This window comes from Phytomonospora sp. NPDC050363 (assembly GCF_040655735.1).
Lineage (GTDB): Bacteria > Actinomycetota > Actinomycetes > Mycobacteriales > Micromonosporaceae > Phytomonospora.
This window is the reverse complement of record NZ_JBFAKK010000021.1, coordinates 51,177-71,524: the sequence shown is the minus strand read 5'-3', so window position 1 is coordinate 71,524 and position 20,348 is coordinate 51,177. Positions and strand designations below refer to the sequence as shown.

The following is a 20,348-nucleotide window of genomic DNA, read 5'->3' as shown; positions in this document are numbered from 1 at the left end:
TCGTCACCCCGCGCCGAGCCACCAGGGCGGGGTCGCCGTGCGGTCGCGCAGCACGTTGGTGACGCAGTGCAGTTCGCCGCCGACGGTTCCCACGGCGTGCGCGTACTCCCAGTCCTCGACCCACGCGATCCGCCCGCCCACCTCGCCGATGGCGCGTTCGGCGGCCTCCTGGAACACGTCGCGGCCGTCGGTACCGGAGGGGCCGTGCGGCCGGGCCGCGAGGAAGGTCCCCGTGCCGGTCTCGACGCCGTTGACGATCGCGGGCAGGTAGTTGGCGACGATGTCCTGGCGCGGGTAGCCGTCGACTTCCAGCCGTTCGAACAGGGCGGGTACCCGCACGATCTCGGCCGGGTCGAGGCCGAGTTCGGTGGTGAGAGCGGCCAGGGCCCGGTCGATGCCGGCGGTGGCGATGCGGTTCCCGGCGGTCAGGCCGGGCGCGGCGAGGGCCTCGTTCACCGTGATGCCGGGGTGGGGCGTGGCGGCGGGGTCGACGCCGGTGATCAGCGGGCCGTCGCCGCCCCCATCGGCCGCGACCCGGCGCAGCAGTTCCTCGCCCAGGCGGGGGTCGGCGACCATGGCGGTCCAGCCGCGCTCGTTGTCGGCCGGGAGGAAGGACAGGAACTCGTCGATGTGGCCGACGCCGAGCCAGCTCGTGTCGACCGGCATCGGCCCCTGGTCGCGCTGTGCTTCGAGCATGCGGACGAAGGTCTCGTCGGGTGCGGCCTCGCCGCCGTCGGAGCCGTAGAGGATCCGCCCGGCCGGCCAGGCGCCGTGCGGGGGAGCCACCAGGAAGTTGCCGGTGGAGCCGAACGAACCCCAGAGGCCGTTGCGCTCGTCGTCGCCGACGCGGGCGGGGTCGAACTGCTGGACGGCGGCGACGCCGGGCCCGCGCCAGGCCGAGAACAGCGGGCGGCCGCTGTCGCGAAGCGGGAAGTCGGGCGTGCTCTCACCGGGCGGCATTCCCGGCGCGCGCACCAGCACGGTCTGCTCGGAGCCCGGGGCGGCGGTGTAGCCGGTGATGAAGTGATCGCGCATCCAGCGGTCGCCGCCGGTCGGGTAGCCCAGGGGCCGCGCGTCGACGCCGGCGGCGGCCAGTCCGCCGGCGAGTTCGGTGAGGAACCGTTCCTCACCGGCGTAGCGGGGCACCACCGGGGCGTCGGGGTCGTAGTCGCCGGTCTCCACGTCCTGCGGGGTGGTGTTGTTGTCGCTGACCAGGACCCGCTCGACGGGCATCAGGTCGTGGGTGAGCAGGAGGGGCGCGACGCGCAGCCGGACGGTGTCGGTGTCGACGCGGTGGCCGCGCTCCACGGTGAGGGTCACGTCGACGAATCCGTCCCAGACCGCGGCGTCGCGGGGGATGTCGCGGACCTCGACGGCGAGGTCGATTCCCCGCCGTAGTCGGGCCGCGGTGAACCGGTGGTCCGGCGACAGCGCGACGTGGCCGTCGGAGGTGGGCAGGAAGACGCGGACGTGGTCGCGGGAGGCCGCGTCGACCGAGATGCGGCCTGACGTCGGTGAGCCCGCGCCTCGCACCGGCGCGACCCGCAGCGGCGCGAGGTCCTCGGCATCGGTGACGCCGTTGACGACCTCGTCGGCTCCGTCGTCGCACACGGCGAGTTCGGCGTCGGTCAGGCGCCCGGCGGGTCCGGCCGGCCGGCAGCGGCCCTGGTCGTCGTCGAGGTTGGGCAGGGCGATGGCGCCGCGATCGCGCGTCCACTCGCCGCGGCCCCGGTGATCGGCGCCGGTGACGAGGCCGTCCCGGTCGGTGTCGGCGAGCAGGTGCGCTCGGGGCGGAGCGGCCCCCGCGGTGGTGGGGATGAGGACCGCGCACATCACGGTGGTGGCGGCCATGGCCAATCGTCGTTTCGGCATGTGTCCAGCCTCTTCGGCGACGACGCGGGCGGCCTCGCCGAGAAGAGGGGGTTCGAAAGCCGCAGCGGGCGATGTCTCTGCCGAACGGCAGAGGCGGATGATCGAAACGCCGCCTACCTTTGGCCGATGGAGTTCCGGCGGACCGCGCGCGTCGCGATCACGGCGGCGGCCACCGTGACGGCGTTCGCGACGGCCGCGCCGGTCATCGCCGCCTCGGCGTCCACGGCGATCGGCGCGGCGCTGCTCGCCAGGCGCCCCGCGACGCTGTTCTGGTCGGCCATCACCGCGACGGCCGTCTCGGTCTCGGCCACATGCCTGTACAGCGGCGGCGATGACAACCGCACGGGCCCGTGGTGGTTCGCCGAGACCGTCGCGTTGTGCGCGCTGCTCTTCGGAGTCACCGCGAGGCTTCCGGTCACGCGGGCACTGCCGGCCGGGTCGGCGCTCCTCGCCGCGACAGCCGTCTCACCGCTGCGCCTGTGGCTGCGGCTCGACCCGCCGTCCCCGCCGGGCGAACTGGCGCTGCTGACCGCGCTGTGGACGGCCTCCGGCCTCCTCGCCGTCGGCGCCGGACTCTACCGGCGCGGACACGCCCGGCGCCGCGCCGGGGCGATCGAGGCCGCCCGCCGGGCCCAGCGCGTCGCTCTCGCCCGCGACCTCCACGACTTCGTCGCGCACGACGTCAGCGGGATCGTCGTCCTCGCCCAGGCCGCCCTGCACGTCGGCGAGACGAACCCCGCGCAGGCGATGGACGCGCTGCGACGCATCGAGCGCGCCGGACTCGGCGCGCTGTCCACACTGGACCGCACCGTGCACGCCCTGCACACCGACGGACCCGCGCAGCCTCCCGCCGGCCTCGACACACTGACCGAACTGCTCGACCGCTTCGCCGACACCGGCAGCACCACGGCGATCACCTCCATCGACCCGTCCCTGAGCGGCCTTCCACCGGCCCCGGCCGCTGCCGCCCACCGCATCGTCGCCGAGGGCCTCACCAACGTCCGGGCCCACGCCCCCGGCGCCCTCGCCGTCCGCGTCACCCTCGCGCGCGACGGCGCCGACCTGCTCGTGGAACTCGCCAACGACCTCCCCGCCCGAGGACGTCTCGGCCTGCGCGCCCGGGAACACGGGGGCCTCGGCCTCGCCGGACTCGACGAACTCGTCACCGCCCTCGGCGGCCGTCTCACCGCCGGGCCGGACGCCGACGGCGGCTGGCTGCTGTCGGCTCGAATCCCGCTTGCCACCGGAGAGGACCGGGCATGACCACCCGCATCGTGATCGCCGACGACCAGGAGATGGTCCGCCACGGCTTCCGGATGATCCTCGACGCGCAACCCGACATGCGCGTCGTCGGCGAGGCCTCCGACGGGGCGAAGGCGGTTGAGACCGTTCGGTCGCTGCGCCCCGACGTGCTCCTCGCCGACATTCGCATGCCGGTCAAGAGCGGCCTCGACGTCGTACGCGAACTCGCCGCCGACCCGGTCAAGGTCGTCGTCGTGACCACCTTCGACATCGACGAGTACGTCCACAGTGCCCTGCGCGACGGCGCCGCCGGCTTCCTCCTCAAACGCTCCGGACCAGGCCTGCTCGCCGAAGCCGTGCGCGCGGCCGTGGCCGGAGACGCCCTGATCAGCCCTTCGATCACCGTCCGCCTGCTGCGCCACCTGCGCGCGCCCGGAGCGGCGGCCCCGCCGAAGGTGGCGCTGACCGAGCGCGAGACGGAGGTCGCCCGGCTGGTGGCGACCGGCGAGACCAACGCCGAGATCGGGGCGCGCCTGTTCATCACAGCGGGCACGGTGAAGACGCATCTGGCCGGCATCCAGCGCAAGACGGGCGCGCGGAACCGGGTGAACATCGCGACCTGGGCGTGGCAGGCGGGGCTGGCGGACCCCGACGCGTGACGGGGTCCGCCGGCTCGGCCGTCACTCGTCGGCCGAGGAACCCTTGCTGTTGCGGCCGAGGATGAAACCTCCGACCAGCGCCGCGACGACGAACGCCGCGGGGTAGCGCCTGATGAGCCGCTTGGCCTCGTTCAGGACACCTTCGGGACCCTTCTCCCGCAGGTAGTCGGCGACCTGGCGGCCGCTGGTGGACACCGTGGTCACGACCGTGCGGGCCGGCGAGTCGCCGTGCCCGGCGGTGAACTTGTCGAGCTCGTCGGCGATGTGCTCGGCGTTCTCGGCGATGCCGTCGGTGACGTTCCTCGCCTGGCCGACCACGGTCTCGCGAAGCTCGGCGGTCGCCTTGCGCGCCTTGGCGGTGACCTCCTCGGCGACCTCCTGCGCCTGCTCGGCGGCCTTACCGCCGGCCTCGGCGACCTTCTGGACCGCCTTGCGCGCCCGGACGGGTTTCTTCGCCGGCTCTCCTGCCGATCCTGGTGAGGGGGTGGGTGGCGTGTGGGGGCCGCTCATGGGGACTCCTCGCTCGAAGTTGCTCCTCCCGACTCCCTACCCACCACGGGCGCGAATCATCCGTGTGGCGGCGAGCGAAAGCGCGCCGGTCGTGGTGGATTCGCGTGATGCGAGGGCGATCCGCTCACGCAGTGGCGATCCTGGCCCTCGACGGTCCTGGGAAGGCGCCGGTCGCGCACTGCGCCAAAAGGCGGCCGCGCAGGCAGAAACCACGTCCCCCACGGCTCGGTCGGCGGCCCGAACGCCCCTGACACCGCGGACGCGTCTCACTCACCATGGGGGCACACCGCCGTGACCCGTGGCGTTCACGATCCGCTGGAGGCAACCGTGCCGACTCCGCCCGCCCGCCCCCTGCCCCGAACCTTGCGCGGCGAGCTGGAAGAGGCCTTCGGCGCGGACTTCACCGAGGTGCGCGTCCACGAGTCGGCGCCGCTCGAACCGGGCGCACCGGCCGCCTTCACCCGAGGCGAGCACATCCACTTCGCGCCCGGCGCCTACGATCCGTCGACCCCGGCCGGTCGCGAGATGCTCGCCCACGAGCTCGCCCATGTGCTCCAGCAGCGCTTCGGCAGGGTGCGCGACGGCCGCCGGCGGGCACTCGAGGCCGAGGCGATCAGAGCCGGGCGCGCGTTCGCGGCGGGCCGGCCCGTCAACGTCCCCGCCATGCCGGAGGGCCCGGCGACACTTGCGACGCAGCACTACACCGTCGGACTCCCGGCGGCGCTCGGCGTCGCCGTGGTCAACGGTGCGCACAACGCGCCGACCAACCCGCAGGACTCCTTCATCAGCCAGCGCAAAGGCGGCGCGGCGATGAGCGCGGCCTCGTTTCGCCTCCTGGGCGGCGCGCCCAACCTCGGGTCGGCGAACCCGGCGGCGGTGACGCTCCGCCTGTCCGCCAACGGGAACATGGCGATCGAGGACGCGAGCACCGACCAGCGGCAGCCGAAGGTCTTCTACGCGACCCAGGCGGTGGTCGACGAGTCCAACGACCGGCTCGCGCTGCTCAACTCCGACTTCCGGCTCCTCGCCGACCCGCCCGGCCCCGCCCGGCGGCGCATCACCAACGGAGCCCAGACCCTGCTGCGCGTGACCCCGACCAACGTCACCAACGCCGGCACGGGCATCACGATGACCGCCGAACAGTCCTGCAACTCGCTGTTCGACGCCCTCGTCGGCACCACCGCACCGCAAGGCCCGCAGCCGGTCTTCGCCCAGCCCCTGGCACCCGTACCGCACCCACTGATCGAATACCACATCGCGCGCGAACTCCTCAGCCCGCCGAAGCCGCCGGACCTGGACAACAGCACCCCGGCGAACCTGGCGACCACCATGCGGTCCATCGCGGTCCGCTTCGCGACGCAGGCGCGCGGCGCCGCCGCCGGATTCGTCGCCGACCTGAACAACTACGGGCTCAACGAGTACGCCGCGCCCGAGGTCGGCGAAGGCTTCGTCACCTGCTCGATGCTCGCCACGGCCCTCGGGACCGGCGTCACGCCGGGCGCGGCCCCCGCGACCTACCAGGATCACTTCCAGCTCGCCGCCGCCGGAGGACCGCAGGTCGTCCAGCACGCCAGGAGCTGGACATCCCACTACGGCGGCGTGGTCGCCAAGGACGGTGCGGACGTGATCACCATGGAGAACTACGCGCGAAACGTCGAGGACGCGCTCGCCACGACCGACCAGCGCTACTACTTCCAGATGTACGACACGAACCCGCCCGCCGGTGGCGCGCGGTCCTGGCACCGCGCCTGGGCGAACACGCCGATGCAGCCCATCGCCGGCGCCGGGGCGGCGCCGGCGACGCACGAGCCGGTGTCGCCCGGCGCCCGCGGTTTCACCAACCCCATCACCTTCGCCGTGTCGATCCCCGACGCCCGCTACGACGGGATCGCGGCGAACACGCACGGCGCGGCCGTGGTGAACACGATCAAGAACGACCACGTCCATGTCGCCGGAGCGGCCGACGCCCATCAGGAGCTGGTGCAGGTGCTCAAAGGCCTGCACTTCGCCAACGTCCGGCTGGCGGCCGACGCCCCGGGTGACGCGATCACGGTGGACGCCTGGCGGGCGGTCGTGCACGCCGCTTTCCTGGCCGCTCGCTTCCGGGGCAACCTCCAGGCCCTCTCGCACACCTACGGGAAGCTGATTCACATGCGGAAGGCGTGAGGGTCAGATCTCGACCGGGAACAGCAGCAGGGTGACGACGCAGCCGGCCGGCACGGCCGTGGCTGCACCCCAGGGAGTCTCATATCGTCCACGTCCTGTTTGGACACCCGAGCCGATGTTTCACTGAGGTCCCAACACCCCTAGGAGACACATCGTGCGACTGATCGGGAAGCTCGGCGACCGCATGCTCGGCCGGCTCGTGCCCAAGACGCAGGCCGACGCGGCCTGCTACGGCGGCTACATCGGCTGTGGCAGCTGCAACCGCCTGGAGCACGTCAAGAGGTGCTGCACCTACTACGACAACTGCCCGGCGGCCAAGTGCCACTACGCCTACTGCTGACGATCGGATCCACGGTGGGCACCCGCGACGCGGGTGCCCACCGTCGTCGTATCCGTCTCACGAGGCTCCGTCCTCGCTCGGCCGCAGGCGACCGGCGGACCCTGCGCGCGGGTCCGGGTCATGCGGGCGGAGGTCCGGCGAAGGCCCCGGCGGTCGCGGCGAGTACGGCGGCGTCGGCGGCTGCGTCGGGCAGGGCGGGGTCGGGTGGGGTCCGCAGAAGGACCAGGTGGTGGTACACCGGGGCGGTGGCGGTGACGAGCAGTCGGCGCGCGTCGGTGCCCGGCGGTAGCTCGCCGCGCCGGACGGCGCGTTCGACGATGACCTCGCACCGCGTGTAGCGGTCCTCCCAGAGGCGTCGCTGGGCCTCGGCGGCCGCCGGCGAGCGAAACGAGGCCGCGATCAGGGCCTCCATGACCGGAGGCCGCGCGCTCATGGCGGCTTGGATCTCATGGTTGAGCGCCGCCAGGTCGCCTCGCAGGGAGCCGGTGTCCGGAGCCTCCCAGCCGTCGTCACCGGCGGCGTCGTAGACGTCGGCGAGGAGACCGCCGACGTCGCCCCAGCGCCGGTACACCGTGGTCCGGTGCACGCCCGCACGGGCCGCGACCGCGTCGACGGTGAGGCCGTCGTAGCCGTGCTCGGCCAGTTCGGCGCGAACCGCGTCGAGCACCTGCGCGCGGACGCGGGCGGATCGGCCGCCCGGACGGGACCGCGCCGGGGGTGTGGGGCTCGTCATCGGGGATCCGGTTGTCCGGCGGGATAGGGCATGGCACGATCTTAATGCAACAACCGTCGCATTAATAGGAGCTTCGATGTCCGACCGTCCGGCAGCGGTCCCCGCGGACCCCACCGTGCTGCACCCCATGCCCGGTCAGCCGCGAGTGGTGCTGCTCAAGCCGCTGGTGACCTCGCCGCTGATCGAGGTCGGCGAGTACTCCTACTACGACGACCCCGAGGACGCCACGGCCTTCGAGACCCGCAACGTGCTCTACCACTACGGGCCCGAGAAGCTGGTCATCGGCAGGTTCTGCGCGCTGGGCACCGGGGTGCGGTTCATCATGAACGGCGCCAACCACCGCATGGACGGTCCATCGACCTTCCCCTTCCCGACCATGGGCGGCTCGTGGGCCGAGAACTTCGACCTGCTCACCGGCCTGCCCGGCCGAGGCGACACCGTCGTCGGCAACGACGTCTGGTTCGGCAACGGGGCCACGATCCTGGCCGGCGTACGGATCGGGCACGGCGCGATCATCGGCACCGGCTCCGTGGTCACCAAGGACGTGCCGGACTACGGCATCGTCGCGGGCAACCCCGCCCGTCTCATTCGCACGCGCTTCGAACCCGGCGACATCGCGCGCCTGCTGGCGGTCGCCTGGTGGGACTGGCCCGCCGAGCAGATCACGGCACACGTGCGGACGATCATGTCGGGCCGCGTCGCCGACCTCGAAGCGGCCGCACCCGCCGGAAGGATCCCGCCGAGATGACCGACTCGTTCCCCGACTGGCTGCGCGCCAACGTCGTCCCGCTGACCCACCTCGACCCCGAGGCGCCGTTGGACGACCTGGAACCGCTGCGCGGGATCATCGGCGACGCGCGGGTCGTCGCGCTCGGCGAGAACTCGCACTTCATCGACGAGTTCGCCCGGATGCGCGAACGCGTCTTGAGGTTCCTCGCCGAACGCTGCGGCTTCACGGTCCTGGCCTTCGAGTACGGCTTCAGCGAGGGCTTCCCGCTCGACGCGTGGGCGGGCGGCGAAGGCGCCGACACCGCGCTCGCCGGCCATGTCGCCGGGTCTATCCCCGTCGGGCTCGACGGGCCGCTGCACTGGATGCGCCGGTACAACCGCACGGCCGCGCGTCCCGTGCGCTTCGCCGGGATCGACATCCCGGCGGCCGGCGGCTCGCTGCTGCCGGCCCTGGAACCCGTGGTGGAGTATCTGCGCGAGGTCGATCCCGAGGCTCTGCCGACGGCCGAGACGGCGGTGCGGATCGCCGCGACCTTCGCCGGCGGCTCCGGTGCGGTGGCCGCCCCGGCCTGGGCGCGACTGCCCGCCGCCGAGCAGGACGCCCTCACCGCGGCCCTGACCCGGCTGCTGCTCCGCTTCCGCGCCGTCGAGCCGCTGTACGTCTCGCGCGGTGGCCGCCACGGGTACGACGTTGCGCGCTGGCGGGTCGAAGGCGCCTGCCGCGGTGACTACACCTTCCGGGCCATGGCCGGGCTGTTCGCCGGCACCGGCCTGACCGCCGACGCCTCGGCGCGCGACGTCTACATGGCCGAGTCGGTCCGGTGGCATCTCGACCGCGCCGAGCCCGGCACCCGCGTCGTACTGGCCTCCCACAACGCCCACATCCAGACCGAGCCGATCTACTTCGGGGGCCTGCTCACGGCGCTGCCGATGGGCCGGCATCTGCGCGCGGCCCTCGGTGACGACTACTTCGCCATGGCCCTGACCAGCGGCACAGGGAATACCGGGGAGATGCGCCTCGACGATGGGGCCCGCTTCGGATTCGTCGTCGACGACACCCCGCTGGCGCCACCCGAAGAGGGCAGCGTCGAAGCGGCGTGGCCCGGCAGCGGGTTCGGTCTCGCCGACCTGCGCCGGGCGCGGCGAGAGACGGCCGGCGTCGGCCCGGACCGCATCCGCATGCACAGCGGCTATGTGCACACGCCGGTCCTGGAGGCCTTCGACGGGGTGCTCAACACGGGAACGTCGACGGTCGTCGAGGGCGCGAACGACTGAGCGCCTCAGGCCTTCCACGCTCGGAGCTTGCCGGGGTTCCGCACCGCCCATATGCGCCGGATGCGGTCGCCGGCGAACTCGAAGGCGTACACCGACACGGTGACGCCGTCGAGCTCGGCGACCAGGCCGGGCTGACCGTTGACGGTGCGTTCCAGCAGCGTCAGGGCGCGCAGCCTGCCGTCGAGGCGCAGCAGCGAGCGCGCGATCTCGGCGGCGCCTTCGATCGGCCGGAGCACGGCACCGACGACTCCGCCGCCGTCGGCGGTGGCGGTGGCGTTGGGGTCGAGGAGGTTGATGAGGGCGTTGATGTCCTTGGCCTCCCAGGCGTGTTTGAAGTCGCGGATGAGGGCGGCTTTGTTGTGGGTGGCTGGGGTTGTGGGGGTTTGTGCGGTGTGGATGCGGCGGCGGGCGGAGGTGGCGAGTTGTCGGCAGGCGGCGGGGGTGCGGCCGATGATGTGGGCGATTTCGGTGAAGGGGTGGCAGAAGATGTCGTGGAGGATGAAGGTGACGCGTTCGGCGGGGGTCATGGATTCGAGGATGACGAGGAAGGCCATGTTGACCGACTCGTCGAGGGTGACACGGTCGGCGGGGTCTGCCGACACGCCTCCGGGTCGCCCGCCGATCCAAGCCCCGTGCTGCGGGATCGGCTCGGGAATCCACTCCCCGACATAGCGCTCCCGGCGCACTCTCGCCGAGGAGAGCACGTTCAGGCATACGCGCCCCGCGACGGTGGTCAGCCACGCGGCGGGGGAGCGGACGGCATCCCGTGCCTGCGGGGACATGGCGTACCAGCGCGCGTAGGTCTCCTGAACGGCGTCCTCGGCCTCGGCCAGCGAGCCGAGCAGGCGGTAGGCGAGGTTGATCAGCCTGCGCCGCTCGCCCATGAGCGCGTGCGGGCTCCGGTCGGGCCGGCCGTGCTCCGCCTCGGATCGGGTGGTCATGGTCTCCCGGTCATCTGCTCGCCGTCTCCCTCGGTCGTTTCCATCCTCACCGCTTCGACAGGACAGCCCACTGGAATGTGAGGTCGGGCCGCCGCCTCACGAACCGGTAGGCCGCCTTGTCGTAACTGCGAGCGTGCACCCGCACGTGGACCCGGTCACCCGAGGAGTTCGAGATGCAGACGCAGATGACATCAGGGCACGCCGGCGATGAGGAGCGGGCCGGTGGCTGGAGCCGGATCCGTCCCGTCGCCTTCTGGTCGGCCACGATCGTGGTCGTGTTCGAGCTGGCGGCCGGATCGGTGTGGAACCTGCTGACCATCGAGTGGATCGAGGCCCAGCTGCGGCACCTGGGATTCCCGCACTTCTTCGCCTACGTCCTGGGCGTGTGGCAGGCTCTCGCGGCCGTCGCGATCATCGCGCCGAGGCTCCCGCTGCTCAAGGAGTGGGCGTACGCGGGTTGCCTCTTCCTGTGGTCGGGTGCCGTGGCGTCGCATCTGAACTACGGCGACCCGATCGAGACGTGGGGAGTGCCGCTGACGTTCGGGATCCTCGCCGTCACGTCGTGGCTGCTGAGGCCCGCCGACCGCCGGATCCCCGAGACGCGGCTGCGCCCGAACGGTTCGCCGCGGACTCGTTCTCGTGCCTGGGAATCGCGTCCACGCGCGTGGGCGGTGCCGATGGCGTTGCTGGTCGCGATGTTCGCCGTCTCGGTCCTGACGCTGCCCGTGGTCGAGGCGTCCATGCTGGAGTTCGCGGTGGAGCTCGGCTGGGTCGAAGCCTGACCGACGATCGTCGCCAGGACGGTGCAGCGCGCCCGCCTCCACTCACGGAGCCGGGCGCGCTGCCGCTCGCACGCTCGGCGCTAGTCGTACAGGTCCTGGTTCACGAAGCGCGCGACCGCGCGCCACGTGTTCGGACCGGGTTCGCCGTCGATGGGGCCGGTGTAGCCCCACTGGGTGGCGAACCGCTGCAGTGCCGAGTAGGTGTTGACGCCCGGGATCCCGTCGATGGGCCCGGTGTAGCCGTGCTCACGCATGGCGCGTTGCAGCGCCGAATACGTGTTCGGGCCGGGCAGGCCGTCGATCGGACCGGGGTAGCCCCAGTCGGCCGAGAGCCAGGTCTGCATCCGCATCCAGAAGACCGGGCCGGGCACGCCGTCCTGCTCGGTGGTCGTCTTGGGCAGCCTGCCCGGTTCCCCGGGATCACCCGGCGTCACGACTTCGAACGCACCTGGTTTGGCCACGTTGAGGTCGATGCGGTAGCCGTCGATCTGGCCCATGGACGTGTACTGATGGGCGCTCCACGACGGGTACGCGCCGCCCAGCGAGGGCTCGCCGGGATAGGTCCCGTCGTTGGCGCCCCAGGACGCCACCCAGAGCCGCACGCCCAAGGCGATGGTCCGCGCCCAGGTCAGTGAACGCAGGTCGGAGGCGCCCATGTACAGCCAGGGCACGTGGTCGCCGATGCGCTCGTGGACGCGGCTGAAGAACTCGACGACCTGGTCGTCGTTCCACAGCCGGGTGGATTCGTCGAGTACCTCGTTGTCGAGGGCGATGACGTCCCCGCTGCGGTAGTCGTGCAGGTGGTCGACGAGGTAGTCGGCGGCCGCGGCCGGAGCGGCGAAGTCGCCGGCGAGCCAGTAGTGCCCGACGCGCATCCCGGCGGCACGGGCGGCGTCGACCTGCTCGACGTAGCGGGCGGTGATGTAGTTGCCCTCGGAGAGCTGCGATCCGCCCTCCTTGACGATGGCGAAGGTGTGGCCCTGGGCGACGATCTGGCCGAAGTCGATGCCGCCCTGCCACTGGGAGACGTCGACGCCGGTGAGCAGGCCGGGCGGTACCGGTGCGGCGGCGGCCGGGGTGGATGCCGGGGCCACCACGGCCACCGTCGCCAGTACGGCGGTGGCGAGGAATTTCGCTAACACATGGTCTCCTTTACTCGTCGGGCGAACGTCCGTTGCGGACGCCCGCGGCTCAGGCCGTCGGAGGCTTGACCTGACCGTCGTAGGCGATGCTGCGCCACAGGTCGAACTGGCGGTCGTTGCCGACCACCGGGTTGCCGACCAGCGCGACCGCCGCGTGCACCTCTTCGTCGGAGCGCAGCGGACGGAAGTAGCCGGGGCCGACGAGGGCGATGCCGCGGTTCGTGGACTGGATGAGCTTCATGTTGTCCCGCCAGATGTCGAAGGGTGGAGGGCCACCGCCGTCGCTGATGTAGTCGAGGGGATTGACGCGGACCCCGCTCGGATTGATCATGTGCCAGTGGCAGTGCGGGCCCGTCGACGAACCGGATCCGGGCGCTCCCGCCGCGCCGCCGGACAGGCCGACGACGTCCCCGGCGTTGACGCGGGCGCCGTTGCCGAGAAGGAACTGGGACAGGTGCATGTACTGGGTCCGGTAGCCGTCGTCGTGCTGGATGCTGACGGTGTGCCCGCCCGTCCCGTTGAACGGGATGTTGGTGACGACACCGCCTCCCGCGGCGGGCAGCCGCGTTCCGACGGACATGACGTAGTCGATGCCGCCGAGCGAGCCGCGGGCGATGTGCTCGGCCCAGCCGTCGCTGACGGCATAGCCGGTGAAGGGGTTGTAGAACCCGGCTGCGGCCTGGGCCGGGGTCGCCGTGCCGAGTCCGATGACGGCCGCGGTGCCGGCCGCGGCCGTCGTGTGCAGGAAGGCTCGCCTGCTGATGTTCTTACGTGCCATGACGACTCCCACGATCGAGGATCCCGCGGTGACGCCGGCCGCCGCGAGGGGGTAGTTCGCCGCTTGGGGAAACTGCGCCTGAACCTAGACAGGGCACGACATGTCCACATCGATCGTTCAACCGATGCGGCCCGGCCGGCGGTTCCCTCGCGCGGGAACCGCCGGCCGGGCCGAAGCCGGGACGTCACGGACTCCACACGAGCCCGTACTGACCGGCCACTCCGAGGAACACGCCCGCGGCCAGTGCGACCGCCGTGAAGTGGACGCGTCCCGCCCTCGTCCACCAGCGTCGCGCCCACGCTCCGATCGCGAATCCGGCGGTGGCGATCGCGGCGGGCACGGCGAGGGCCAGGGGCAGGTTCTGTGCGGCGGATCCGAACTCCAGGACGGTCAGGTCGGCCGCGGCGTAGGCCAGGAAGGCGACGTAGCCGAAGCAGGTGACGGCGACGGCGCCCGCGAGGATCCGCGCGGCCAGAGCGGCGCGGGGACCGGGCGTGCCGCGCCGGCGGAGTCGGCGGATCAGCGCGAGGACCGGCCAGGCGGCCACTGTGGACAAGACGAGCAGCGCGGCGGCCGCGACCGGCAGCCTGACCGCCGGGGAGGCGTGGGCGGGCACCAGGAGATAGGCCTGGGTCGGGTTGCTCTCGAAGACCAGGCCGACCACCTCGCCGTCGCGTTCGATGAACCCGAGCCGGTCGCGTCCGTCGGGGGAGACGTAGACCCCGTCGCCGGTGGGTGTCCACGTGTGGGCGGGCTGGGCGGGCTGCGCCGTCGTCACGGTGCCGTCGGCCGAGGTGCTCACCGAGACGCGGTCGAAGGCGAGCTGGAAGAGCTTCACCGGTTCGCCTTCGGAGTGGCGGGTGGTCAGGTAGTCGCCCGACGGCGGCGCGGCCGTGGCACCACCGGGGGAGTCCGTGCGTGCTTCGGTGACCATGGCGAGGAACTCCTCGACGATCAGCGCCCGGATGTGGGTGCGAAACTCCGGCGGTGTCCCGTCGCCGTTGGCGGCGACATAGATCGCCAGGTCCTTTCCGGGGACCAGCGCGAACTGCGTGTGCGCGCCGCCGTCACCGCCGTAGCCGGTGACGATGCCCGGCCCGACGCGGCCGAGCTGCCAGGTCCCGTAGCCTGCGCCGTCGAGCGCCGGATGGTTTCCGGCCTGCCTCGCCAGCATCGTGTCCACACTGGACGGTTGAAGCACCCGGACCCCGCCCGACTCGCCGCCGTCGAGCAGCATGCGCAGGAAGCGGCCCATGTCGGTGACCGTCGTGTGCCCGGTCGAGCCCTCGGGCCCGCCCTGCGGGTAGCGCTCGGGCATGATCACGCCGGGGCCGGTGCCGTAGTAGACCGAGACGGAGAAGCGCTCGGCGGCCTTCGAGTGCTGCACGAAACCGCTGTTCGTCATGCCGAGGGGAGCGAACAGCCGCTGCTCCATGTAGGACTCGAATGGCACGCCGGAGACGACCTCGACCAGATAGCCCGCCAGCTGGAGGCCGTAGTTGGAGTAGTTGACGAACTCGCCCGGCGCGTGGATGCGGTCCGGCTGGTGTGCGGGCAGGAAGTCCTTCAACGGCGTTACCTCGGTGGGGCTGACGGCCAGATCGCCGCGCCAGAGGTCGGCGAACCCGGCGGTGTGGCTCAGCAGATGATGAAGGGTCACCGGCCGCCCGGGGTAGGTGTCGTCGATGCGGAACCCGTCGGGCAGGTAGGCGTTGACGTCGGTGTGCAGGTCCAGCGCACCGGCCTCCACCTGCTGGAGCACCGCCGCCGCGGTGAATGTCTTGCCGACCGACGCGGTCCGAAACGCCGTCTCATCGGCGACGACCGGCCGGCCCGCGGCCACGTCGGCGAAGCCGTAGCCGCCGGTGAAGACCTCGCCGTCGCCGTCGACCACCGAGACCGCGACGCCCGGAACATTCTGCTCGGCCATCAGCTGCGGGACGCGCGTGTCGAAGAAGTCCCGCAGCACCGCGGGATCCGGTCTGGTCGCGGCAGTGTCCGGCGGATCGGCCGCGGCCGGAGTGCTCGCCCCCAGCACCGCCGCCACCACCATCGTCGCCGTGCCCGCGAAGCGTGCCGCTCCAGCCCACCGTGTCATGTCCATCCTCATCATCGGCGAAACAGTCCACTGCCGACGTTATGGATCTACGGCGCCGGAGTCGGTGGGGCGGACCCACGAAAGCGGGGTATGGAAATCCATACCCGCCGCCCGGAAAGCGCGACGCGCGCGTGGATCTAGGATGTGCCGGTGACCGGTCCCGGTGTGTGGTGGTCGCTCGCCCGCCCTCACCGATGGCTGTCGTCGAGCTGGCCGTGGCGATCGTCGGCCTACCTTCTCGGCGGCATGCTCCTCAACATCGCGGCCCTGCCCGGTCTCCTGTTCGGCCTGCTGCTCGGGGTGGCCACCGCTCCACTGGGTCTCGGTCTGGTCATCCTGACCTGCGTGGCCCTCGTCGGCGTCCCCGCGGCCTCGCTCGAACGCCGTCGGCTGCGGCTCATGACCGCCGAAGCGGTCCCCAGCCCGCACGCTCGGCCGCCCGCCCCGGGACTGCGTCCCTGGCTGCACACACGTCTGCGCGAAGCGGCGACCTGGCGCGAGCTCGGGCACGTCGTGCTCGGCGCGATCCCTTTCCTGCTCATCGATCTGCTCGTCGTCGGCAACCTGCTCTCGGCGGTCATCGTCCTGCTGCTCGCACCGCTGCTCACCCGCGACGACGGCCGCCTGCCCTTCTTCGACGTCACGCTGAGCGGCACCACCCAGGCGTGGCTGGCGTTCGCCGCCGGTGTCGGCCTCACCGTGGTGACCGCCTACCTCCTCACCTTCTACGCGGCCGCCAGGGCCGCGCTCTCACGACTCCTGCTCGCGCCGCGCCCCCGCGAGACGACCGAGGCGATGGCGCGCTTGATCGGTTCGCGGGCGCGACTGGCGCACGCCTTCGACGCCGAGCGCCGCCGCATCGAACGCGACCTGCACGACGGCGCCCAGCAGCAGCTCGCCGGACTCGCCTCGACGATCGGCCTCGCCCGCCTCCAGGCCTCGGCGATCCCCGGCGCCGAAGCGCTCACCGAACGCCTCGACAACGCCGCCGACCAGATCACCGACACCCTCGGTGCGCTGCGCGAGACCGTGCGGGGCATCCATCCCCGCCTCCTCACCGACCGGGGACTGCCCGCTGCGGTCCGCGCCGTCGCCGACCGCAGTCGCCTGCCCGTGACCGTCGACGCCGACCTCCCCGGCCGGCTCGATCCGGCCGTCGAGGCCGCGGCCTACTTCGCGGTGTGCGAACTGCTCGGCAACGCCACCGAACACGCCGGTGCCACCCGCGCCTCGGTCCGGATCGGCTTCGACGGGGAACGGCTCGTCGCGGTCGTGCACGACGACGGGCGCGGCGGCGCCGAGGTCGGCGAACCCGGCCCCGACGCCGAACGCGGCACGGGACTCATCGGCATCACCGACCGGCTCGCCGTCCACGACGGCACGCTCACCGTGTCCAGCCCCATCGGCGGACCGACCGACATCACCCTGGAGATACCGTGCCGGCCGACGAGCCGCTGAAACCGCTGCGGGTCCTGCTCGCCGAGGACGCCGCCCTGACGCGCGGCGGGCTGACCGAGATCCTCCGCGTCGCCGGACACCACGTGGAGGCCGTCGGCGACGGCGACGCGCTGACGGCCCGCATCCGTGCCGGGACCGCCGACCTCGACATCGTCATCACCGACGTGCGCATGCCGCCGACGTCCACCGACGAAGGGCTGCGCGCCGCCCTCTCACTGCGGGCTCTGCGGCCGCCCGTGCCGGTGCTCGTCCTTTCGTCCTATGTGGAGACCGAGTACGCCGCCGAGCTGCTCGCCGATCCCAGTGGCGGGGTCGGCTACCTCCTGAAGGACCGGGTGGCGCGAGTGGAGGACTTCCTCGGCGCCGTGCGCCTGGTCGCCGGCGGGGGCACGGCCGTCGACACGGAGCTGATGAACCGGTTGCTGCGCCGCAACGCTGACGACGACCGGCTGCGGCGGCTGTCCCCGCGGGAGTCGGAGGTGCTGGGACTGCTCGCCGAGGGCCGCAACAACGCCGCCATCGCGCGCTCCCTGGTCATCGGTCTGCCGGCGGTCGAGAAGCACATCGGGAACGTCTTCATGAAGCTCGACCTGCCCGCCGACCTCGACGCCAACCGGCGCGTGCTGGCGGTCCTCGCCTACCTCCAGAGGCGGTAGGCGGCCCGCTAGGCGCCGGCGCCCGTGGTCGCCGAACTGCACGCGACGCCGAGGTACTCGGTGATCGCGCCGCGGTTGCGGGTCAGGAACTCGACCCGCTCGGTCATGCGGTCGCGCTCATGCTCCAGGGCCTTGAGAACCTCCGGCGGGGCGTCCGGGATGTGGATGTCGCGGGGCTTGTTGAGACACGGCAGGACCTGCCGGATGATCCTGGTGGGCAGGCCGGCGGCGAGCAGCCCGCGGATCTGTGCGACCCGGTCCACGTTGCCCGGGTGGTACTCCCGGTAGCCGTTGGGGGAACGCTGGGGCGTGAGGAGCCCCTGCTCCTCGTAATAGCGCAGCAGTCGACGGGGTGTGCCCGTGGCCTCCGAAAGCTCGCCGATGCGCATCATGTGTCCGACCTAACGCTTCGTCCGGTTGACCTTCACATCAATGTGAGCGCCCGACGATACCCGCATGCGAAACATGATCACACTTTCGGTGCCGTCGGCTCGCGTCGCCACCGACTCCTCGCCCGCGAATTCCGAAGCGCCCGCGTCGGGCCTGTCCGCGCTGGCCGCGGCCGTCTTCCTCACCGGTCTCACCCTGACACTGCCCGCCGGGATCCTGCCGGAGATGGGCGACGGGCTCGGCACCGGCGAGTCCGCTGCCGGCCAGACCGTCACCGCCTACGCGATCGGCGCCGCCCTGACCGCGATTCCGCTCGCACCCATGACCGCCCGGTGGCGCCGCAAGCCCCTCCTCATGCTCGCGGTGGCCGGGTTCGCCGTTGCCGGTGCGATCACGGCGGTCTCGCCGAATCACCCCATGGCCCTGGGCGCCCGCCTGGCCGCCGGCGCCGCCGCCGGGCTCGTCTGGGCACTCCTCGCCGGATACACCGCCCGCCCCGGCGGCAGATCCGTCACGATCGCCATGGCGGGCGCCCCCGTGGCGCTGGCCTTGGGACTGCCCGCGGGCGCCCTCCTCGGCGAGGCCGTCGGATGGCGGATCACCTTCGCGACCACGGCCGCCCTCGGTCTCGCGCTCCTGGCCTGGATCACCCTCACGGTCCCCGATTTCCCCGAGCGAGCCGGAACAGCACGCCCGCCGACGCTGACCGCCGTGCGCGTGGCCGGTGTCGCGGCCACGCTGTTCACCGCGCTCGTCCTCGTCTGGACCCACGCGACACTCGACGCCCACGTCGCCTCCGCCCTCGACCGGGTCGGTGCCGGTGGTGCCTCTGACGTCGCCCTCCTCGCCCTCGGTGCCGCCGTCCTGTTCGGTCTCTGGGCCGCCGTCCGCTGGATCAACCGCCGGCTCCGGGCACTTCCCGTCGCGGCGGTACTCGCGGTCACCGCCGTCGCGGCCGCCCTGGCACTGCTCGCCGACGACCCGGCCTCGGTCTACCTGGCGGTCGTCCTGGCGGCACTGGGCTGGGGCGGGCGGCCCCTTCTGCGGCAGGCGGCGGACGGCACGGCGCTCGCCACCTTGTGGGGGACGGTGCTGGCGACCACGGGTGTCTTCGCCGGTGTCCTGCTCGGCCTGTCCACCGTCGGGCCGCTCGCGTGGGCGTTCCTGGTGCTGCTCGTTGCGGCGCTCGCGGTGCCGCTGACCGCCCGCGCGCACGGCTTCGCGGGCGGGCCGCGTGTCGGCGGGGGGTCGTGAACACGCTCAGGCCAGGGGCCGGAACTCCGCGATGTCGATCCCGGGGAACACCTGCGGCATCACCCGCCGGAACGCTTCGGCCTCGTGGGAGCCGGCGGTCTCGGCGCACAGGGTCTGGATCCAGTACCAGTAGCCGCGCGAGACCAGCAGCAGCTCGAACCATTCGGCGAAGGTCCGGCCGGTGTCCTCCACTTCCTCGCCGTAGTAGTGGTAGACGACGGTGTCGCCGTCGGTGAAGGCCGCGCAGGCTTCGGGGACGAAGGCGTCGAAGGGCTTCACGTCGCGGAAGGTCTCGTCGTCGCCGGGGAACCACACGTTCCCCGCCCAGTCGCCGTACACCTCGGTGATCGGGATGATGTTCACGAAGCCCTGGTCGGCGAGGTCGCCTTGCGAAAGCTCGGCCACGGTGTGCCGCCATTCGAGGCTGAAGGAGCCCACCTGGCGGTAGAAGTCCAGGACGCCGGCCGGCGCGAGCCTCTCCACCGACGCGAGGTCGGCCGCGGACGTGGGATCGCCGACCGCTGCCGAGACCACCTCGACGCGGGGATTGTCGCGCAGGCCGGCCACCATCGCCTCCAGCCGCGTCCGGGCGTCGCTCACTTGAACGCACTGGTCTCGTTGGTGATCTCCCACCGGTCTCCGCCCTTGTCCTTGCCGTTCACGTAGATGGTGTACTCGGCCGCGATGCCCTTGGCCATGGTCGGCGTGACCGCTTTGGCGACACCCGGCGGCGCGCCGATCTGCGCGGCGCTCGGATGTCCGGTGTAGTCGGCCTTCACGTTGTATTCCACCACGTGGCCGTGTTCCAGCAGCGCCTTCTTGACGGTCTTCTCCACCTTGCCGTGGTGCTGGCCGTTGGCGCTCCTGGTGAGCGGAGTCAGGTTGCTCATCGTGTTGCCGGGCCCGCCGATGTTGTGGTTGAGCAGGTGGCCCTGCACGAGATGACCCGCGGTCCACGCGCGCGCCGGCGTGCCGGGCGCCGGCCACCAGGGTGGCACGGTGCTGGGCACGGTGCCTTCGGTGACCTTCTTCGGGTGCAGCTCGGCGTGCATCTCGGTGCCGCTGCCGTTCCAGAGCGGGCCGTACTGGACGGAGTGCGTGCCGGTGTAGACGCGCTGCACCGCCAGTGCCTCGTTCACCGCCCGGTTGCCGGCGGTGCGCTGGAGGTCGAGGACCGACCGGGGTGCGGTGGCGGCCATGCGCGGCGCGCGGCGCGGGGCGGGGCCGTCGGGAAGATGCTCGTGTTCGCGCATGGGGTTTCCTGCCTGTCGGCGACAGCTCCATGCCTACCCGATCGAAGTCCACAGTAGACAGATCCGGAGG

20 protein-coding genes are annotated in these 20,348 nt (G+C 72.1%); 10 read left to right on the top strand and 10 right to left on the bottom strand.

From position 1 onward, the window contains the following. Nucleotides 1–3: 3 nt before the first annotated feature. Nucleotides 4–1,872 (bottom strand): protein-arginine deiminase family protein, encoded by a 1,869-nt coding sequence (locus tag AB0I28_RS36800; protein WP_357500618.1) that lies wholly within the window; start codon nucleotides 1,870–1,872, stop codon nucleotides 4–6. Nucleotides 1,873–1,998: 126 nt separating this feature from the next. Between AB0I28_RS36800 and AB0I28_RS36795 the strand changes: the two genes are divergently transcribed. After that, nucleotides 1,999–3,135 (top strand): histidine kinase, encoded by a 1,137-nt coding sequence (locus AB0I28_RS36795; RefSeq protein ID WP_357500617.1) that lies wholly within the window; start codon nucleotides 1,999–2,001, stop codon nucleotides 3,133–3,135. Beyond that, a complete protein-coding gene (locus AB0I28_RS36790) occupies nucleotides 3,132–3,773 on the top strand; it encodes a response regulator transcription factor (protein ID WP_357500615.1) in 642 nt (213 codons plus the stop codon). Before AB0I28_RS36795 ends, AB0I28_RS36790 begins: the two co-directional genes overlap by 4 nt. Nucleotides 3,774–3,794: 21 nt before the next feature. Here AB0I28_RS36790 and AB0I28_RS36785 read toward each other — a convergent pair whose 3' ends face one another. Next, on the bottom strand, nucleotides 3,795–4,283 hold the full coding sequence (locus AB0I28_RS36785) for a hypothetical protein (protein ID WP_357500614.1): 489 nt from the start codon (nucleotides 4,281–4,283) through the stop codon (nucleotides 3,795–3,797). A 327-nt stretch (nucleotides 4,284–4,610) separates the two neighbouring features. Here AB0I28_RS36785 and AB0I28_RS36780 point away from each other — a divergent pair, with 327 nt between their 5' ends. Both AB0I28_RS36780 and AB0I28_RS36775 read left to right on the top strand, forming a co-directional pair. Continuing rightward, on the top strand, nucleotides 4,611–6,449 hold the full coding sequence (locus AB0I28_RS36780; RefSeq protein ID WP_357500611.1) for a DUF4157 domain-containing protein: 1,839 nt from the start codon (nucleotides 4,611–4,613) through the stop codon (nucleotides 6,447–6,449). A 154-nt stretch (nucleotides 6,450–6,603) separates the two neighbouring features. Then, on the top strand, nucleotides 6,604–6,789 hold the full coding sequence (locus AB0I28_RS36775; protein ID WP_357500609.1) for a hypothetical protein: 186 nt from the start codon (nucleotides 6,604–6,606) through the stop codon (nucleotides 6,787–6,789). Nucleotides 6,790–6,907: 118 nt separating this feature from the next. Here the strand turns inward: AB0I28_RS36775 and AB0I28_RS36770 are convergent, their stop codons facing one another. Beyond that, nucleotides 6,908–7,456 (bottom strand): TetR/AcrR family transcriptional regulator, encoded by a 549-nt coding sequence (locus tag AB0I28_RS36770; protein WP_357500638.1) that lies wholly within the window; start codon nucleotides 7,454–7,456, stop codon nucleotides 6,908–6,910. A 193-nt stretch (nucleotides 7,457–7,649) separates the two neighbouring features. Between AB0I28_RS36770 and AB0I28_RS36765 the strand changes: the two genes are divergently transcribed. Further along, complete coding sequence (locus tag AB0I28_RS36765; protein ID WP_357500637.1) at nucleotides 7,650–8,270, top strand: CatB-related O-acetyltransferase; 621 nt, start codon at nucleotides 7,650–7,652, stop codon at nucleotides 8,268–8,270. Continuing rightward, complete coding sequence (locus AB0I28_RS36760; RefSeq protein ID WP_357500606.1) at nucleotides 8,267–9,526, top strand: erythromycin esterase family protein; 1,260 nt, start codon at nucleotides 8,267–8,269, stop codon at nucleotides 9,524–9,526. The genes AB0I28_RS36765 and AB0I28_RS36760 overlap by 4 nt, the downstream gene beginning before the upstream one ends. Before the next feature lie 5 nt (nucleotides 9,527–9,531). Here AB0I28_RS36760 and sigJ read toward each other — a convergent pair whose 3' ends face one another. Continuing rightward, complete coding sequence (gene sigJ / locus AB0I28_RS36755; protein ID WP_357500604.1) at nucleotides 9,532–10,467, bottom strand: RNA polymerase sigma factor SigJ; 936 nt, start codon at nucleotides 10,465–10,467, stop codon at nucleotides 9,532–9,534. 173 nt (nucleotides 10,468–10,640) lie between these two features. Here sigJ and AB0I28_RS36750 point away from each other — a divergent pair, with 173 nt between their 5' ends. Next, entirely contained in the window at nucleotides 10,641–11,249 is a 609-nt protein-coding gene (locus tag AB0I28_RS36750; protein ID WP_357500601.1) for a DoxX family protein, read from the top strand. 80 nt (nucleotides 11,250–11,329) lie between these two features. On the opposite strand, the gene AB0I28_RS36745 is transcribed toward AB0I28_RS36750, so the two are convergent. From AB0I28_RS36745 to AB0I28_RS36735, 3 genes are all read right to left on the bottom strand, one after another. After that, nucleotides 11,330–12,391 carry a GH25 family lysozyme gene (locus AB0I28_RS36745; protein ID WP_357500598.1) on the bottom strand — a complete coding sequence of 354 codons (1,062 nt, stop codon included), beginning with the start codon at nucleotides 12,389–12,391 and terminating at the stop codon, nucleotides 11,330–11,332. Between the two features lie 49 nt (nucleotides 12,392–12,440). After that, nucleotides 12,441–13,169, bottom strand: a complete 729-nt coding sequence (locus AB0I28_RS36740) for a M23 family metallopeptidase (RefSeq protein ID WP_357500595.1) — start codon at nucleotides 13,167–13,169, stop codon at nucleotides 12,441–12,443. A gap of 184 nt (nucleotides 13,170–13,353) precedes the next feature. After that, nucleotides 13,354–15,267, bottom strand: a complete 1,914-nt coding sequence (locus AB0I28_RS36735; protein WP_357500593.1) for a serine hydrolase domain-containing protein — start codon at nucleotides 15,265–15,267, stop codon at nucleotides 13,354–13,356. Nucleotides 15,268–15,417: 150 nt separating this feature from the next. On the opposite strand from AB0I28_RS36735, the gene AB0I28_RS36730 reads away from it, so the two are divergent. Together AB0I28_RS36730 and AB0I28_RS36725 are read left to right on the top strand one after the other, a co-directional pair. Continuing rightward, nucleotides 15,418–16,725 (top strand): sensor domain-containing protein, encoded by a 1,308-nt coding sequence (locus tag AB0I28_RS36730; RefSeq protein ID WP_357500590.1) that lies wholly within the window; start codon nucleotides 15,418–15,420, stop codon nucleotides 16,723–16,725. Nucleotides 16,726–16,730: 5 nt separating this feature from the next. Further along, nucleotides 16,731–17,381 carry a response regulator transcription factor gene (locus AB0I28_RS36725; protein ID WP_357500636.1) on the top strand — a complete coding sequence of 217 codons (651 nt, stop codon included), beginning with the start codon at nucleotides 16,731–16,733 and terminating at the stop codon, nucleotides 17,379–17,381. Nucleotides 17,382–17,389: 8 nt separating this feature from the next. Here the strand turns inward: AB0I28_RS36725 and AB0I28_RS36720 are convergent, their stop codons facing one another. Continuing rightward, a complete protein-coding gene (locus AB0I28_RS36720; RefSeq protein ID WP_357500588.1) occupies nucleotides 17,390–17,773 on the bottom strand; it encodes a MerR family transcriptional regulator in 384 nt (127 codons plus the stop codon). 64 nt (nucleotides 17,774–17,837) lie between these two features. Here AB0I28_RS36720 and AB0I28_RS36715 point away from each other — a divergent pair, with 64 nt between their 5' ends. After that, nucleotides 17,838–19,025, top strand: a complete 1,188-nt coding sequence (locus AB0I28_RS36715) for an MFS transporter (protein ID WP_357500585.1) — start codon at nucleotides 17,838–17,840, stop codon at nucleotides 19,023–19,025. Nucleotides 19,026–19,031: 6 nt separating this feature from the next. Here the strand turns inward: AB0I28_RS36715 and AB0I28_RS36710 are convergent, their stop codons facing one another. Together AB0I28_RS36710 and AB0I28_RS36705 are read right to left on the bottom strand one after the other, a co-directional pair. Further along, nucleotides 19,032–19,625, bottom strand: a complete 594-nt coding sequence (locus tag AB0I28_RS36710; RefSeq protein ID WP_357500583.1) for a hypothetical protein — start codon at nucleotides 19,623–19,625, stop codon at nucleotides 19,032–19,034. Next, on the bottom strand, nucleotides 19,622–20,278 hold the full coding sequence (locus AB0I28_RS36705) for a DNA/RNA non-specific endonuclease (protein ID WP_357500581.1): 657 nt from the start codon (nucleotides 20,276–20,278) through the stop codon (nucleotides 19,622–19,624). The genes AB0I28_RS36710 and AB0I28_RS36705 overlap by 4 nt, the downstream gene beginning before the upstream one ends. Nucleotides 20,279–20,348 lie beyond the last annotated feature (70 nt).

What these genes read in the sequence shown, in the direction of transcription:
- AB0I28_RS36800 (WP_357500618.1), bottom strand. Translation starts at nt 1,872, where the DNA reads ATGCCGAAACGACGATTGGCCATGGCCGCCACCACCGTGATGTGCGCG.
- AB0I28_RS36795 (WP_357500617.1), top strand. Translation starts at nt 1,999, where the DNA reads ATGGAGTTCCGGCGGACCGCGCGCGTCGCGATCACGGCGGCGGCCACC.
- AB0I28_RS36790 (WP_357500615.1), top strand. Translation starts at nt 3,132, where the DNA reads ATGACCACCCGCATCGTGATCGCCGACGACCAGGAGATGGTCCGCCAC.
- AB0I28_RS36785 (WP_357500614.1), bottom strand. Translation starts at nt 4,283, where the DNA reads ATGAGCGGCCCCCACACGCCACCCACCCCCTCACCAGGATCGGCAGGA.
- AB0I28_RS36765 (WP_357500637.1), top strand. Translation starts at nt 7,650, where the DNA reads ATGCCCGGTCAGCCGCGAGTGGTGCTGCTCAAGCCGCTGGTGACCTCG.
- AB0I28_RS36760 (WP_357500606.1), top strand. Translation starts at nt 8,267, where the DNA reads ATGACCGACTCGTTCCCCGACTGGCTGCGCGCCAACGTCGTCCCGCTG.
- sigJ (WP_357500604.1), bottom strand. Translation starts at nt 10,467, where the DNA reads ATGACCACCCGATCCGAGGCGGAGCACGGCCGGCCCGACCGGAGCCCG.
- AB0I28_RS36750 (WP_357500601.1), top strand. Translation starts at nt 10,641, where the DNA reads ATGCAGACGCAGATGACATCAGGGCACGCCGGCGATGAGGAGCGGGCC.
- AB0I28_RS36740 (WP_357500595.1), bottom strand. Translation starts at nt 13,169, where the DNA reads ATGGCACGTAAGAACATCAGCAGGCGAGCCTTCCTGCACACGACGGCC.
- AB0I28_RS36735 (WP_357500593.1), bottom strand. Translation starts at nt 15,267, where the DNA reads ATGACACGGTGGGCTGGAGCGGCACGCTTCGCGGGCACGGCGACGATG.
- AB0I28_RS36720 (WP_357500588.1), bottom strand. Translation starts at nt 17,773, where the DNA reads ATGATGCGCATCGGCGAGCTTTCGGAGGCCACGGGCACACCCCGTCGA.
- AB0I28_RS36715 (WP_357500585.1), top strand. Translation starts at nt 17,838, where the DNA reads ATGCGAAACATGATCACACTTTCGGTGCCGTCGGCTCGCGTCGCCACC.
- AB0I28_RS36705 (WP_357500581.1), bottom strand. Translation starts at nt 20,278, where the DNA reads ATGCGCGAACACGAGCATCTTCCCGACGGCCCCGCCCCGCGCCGCGCG.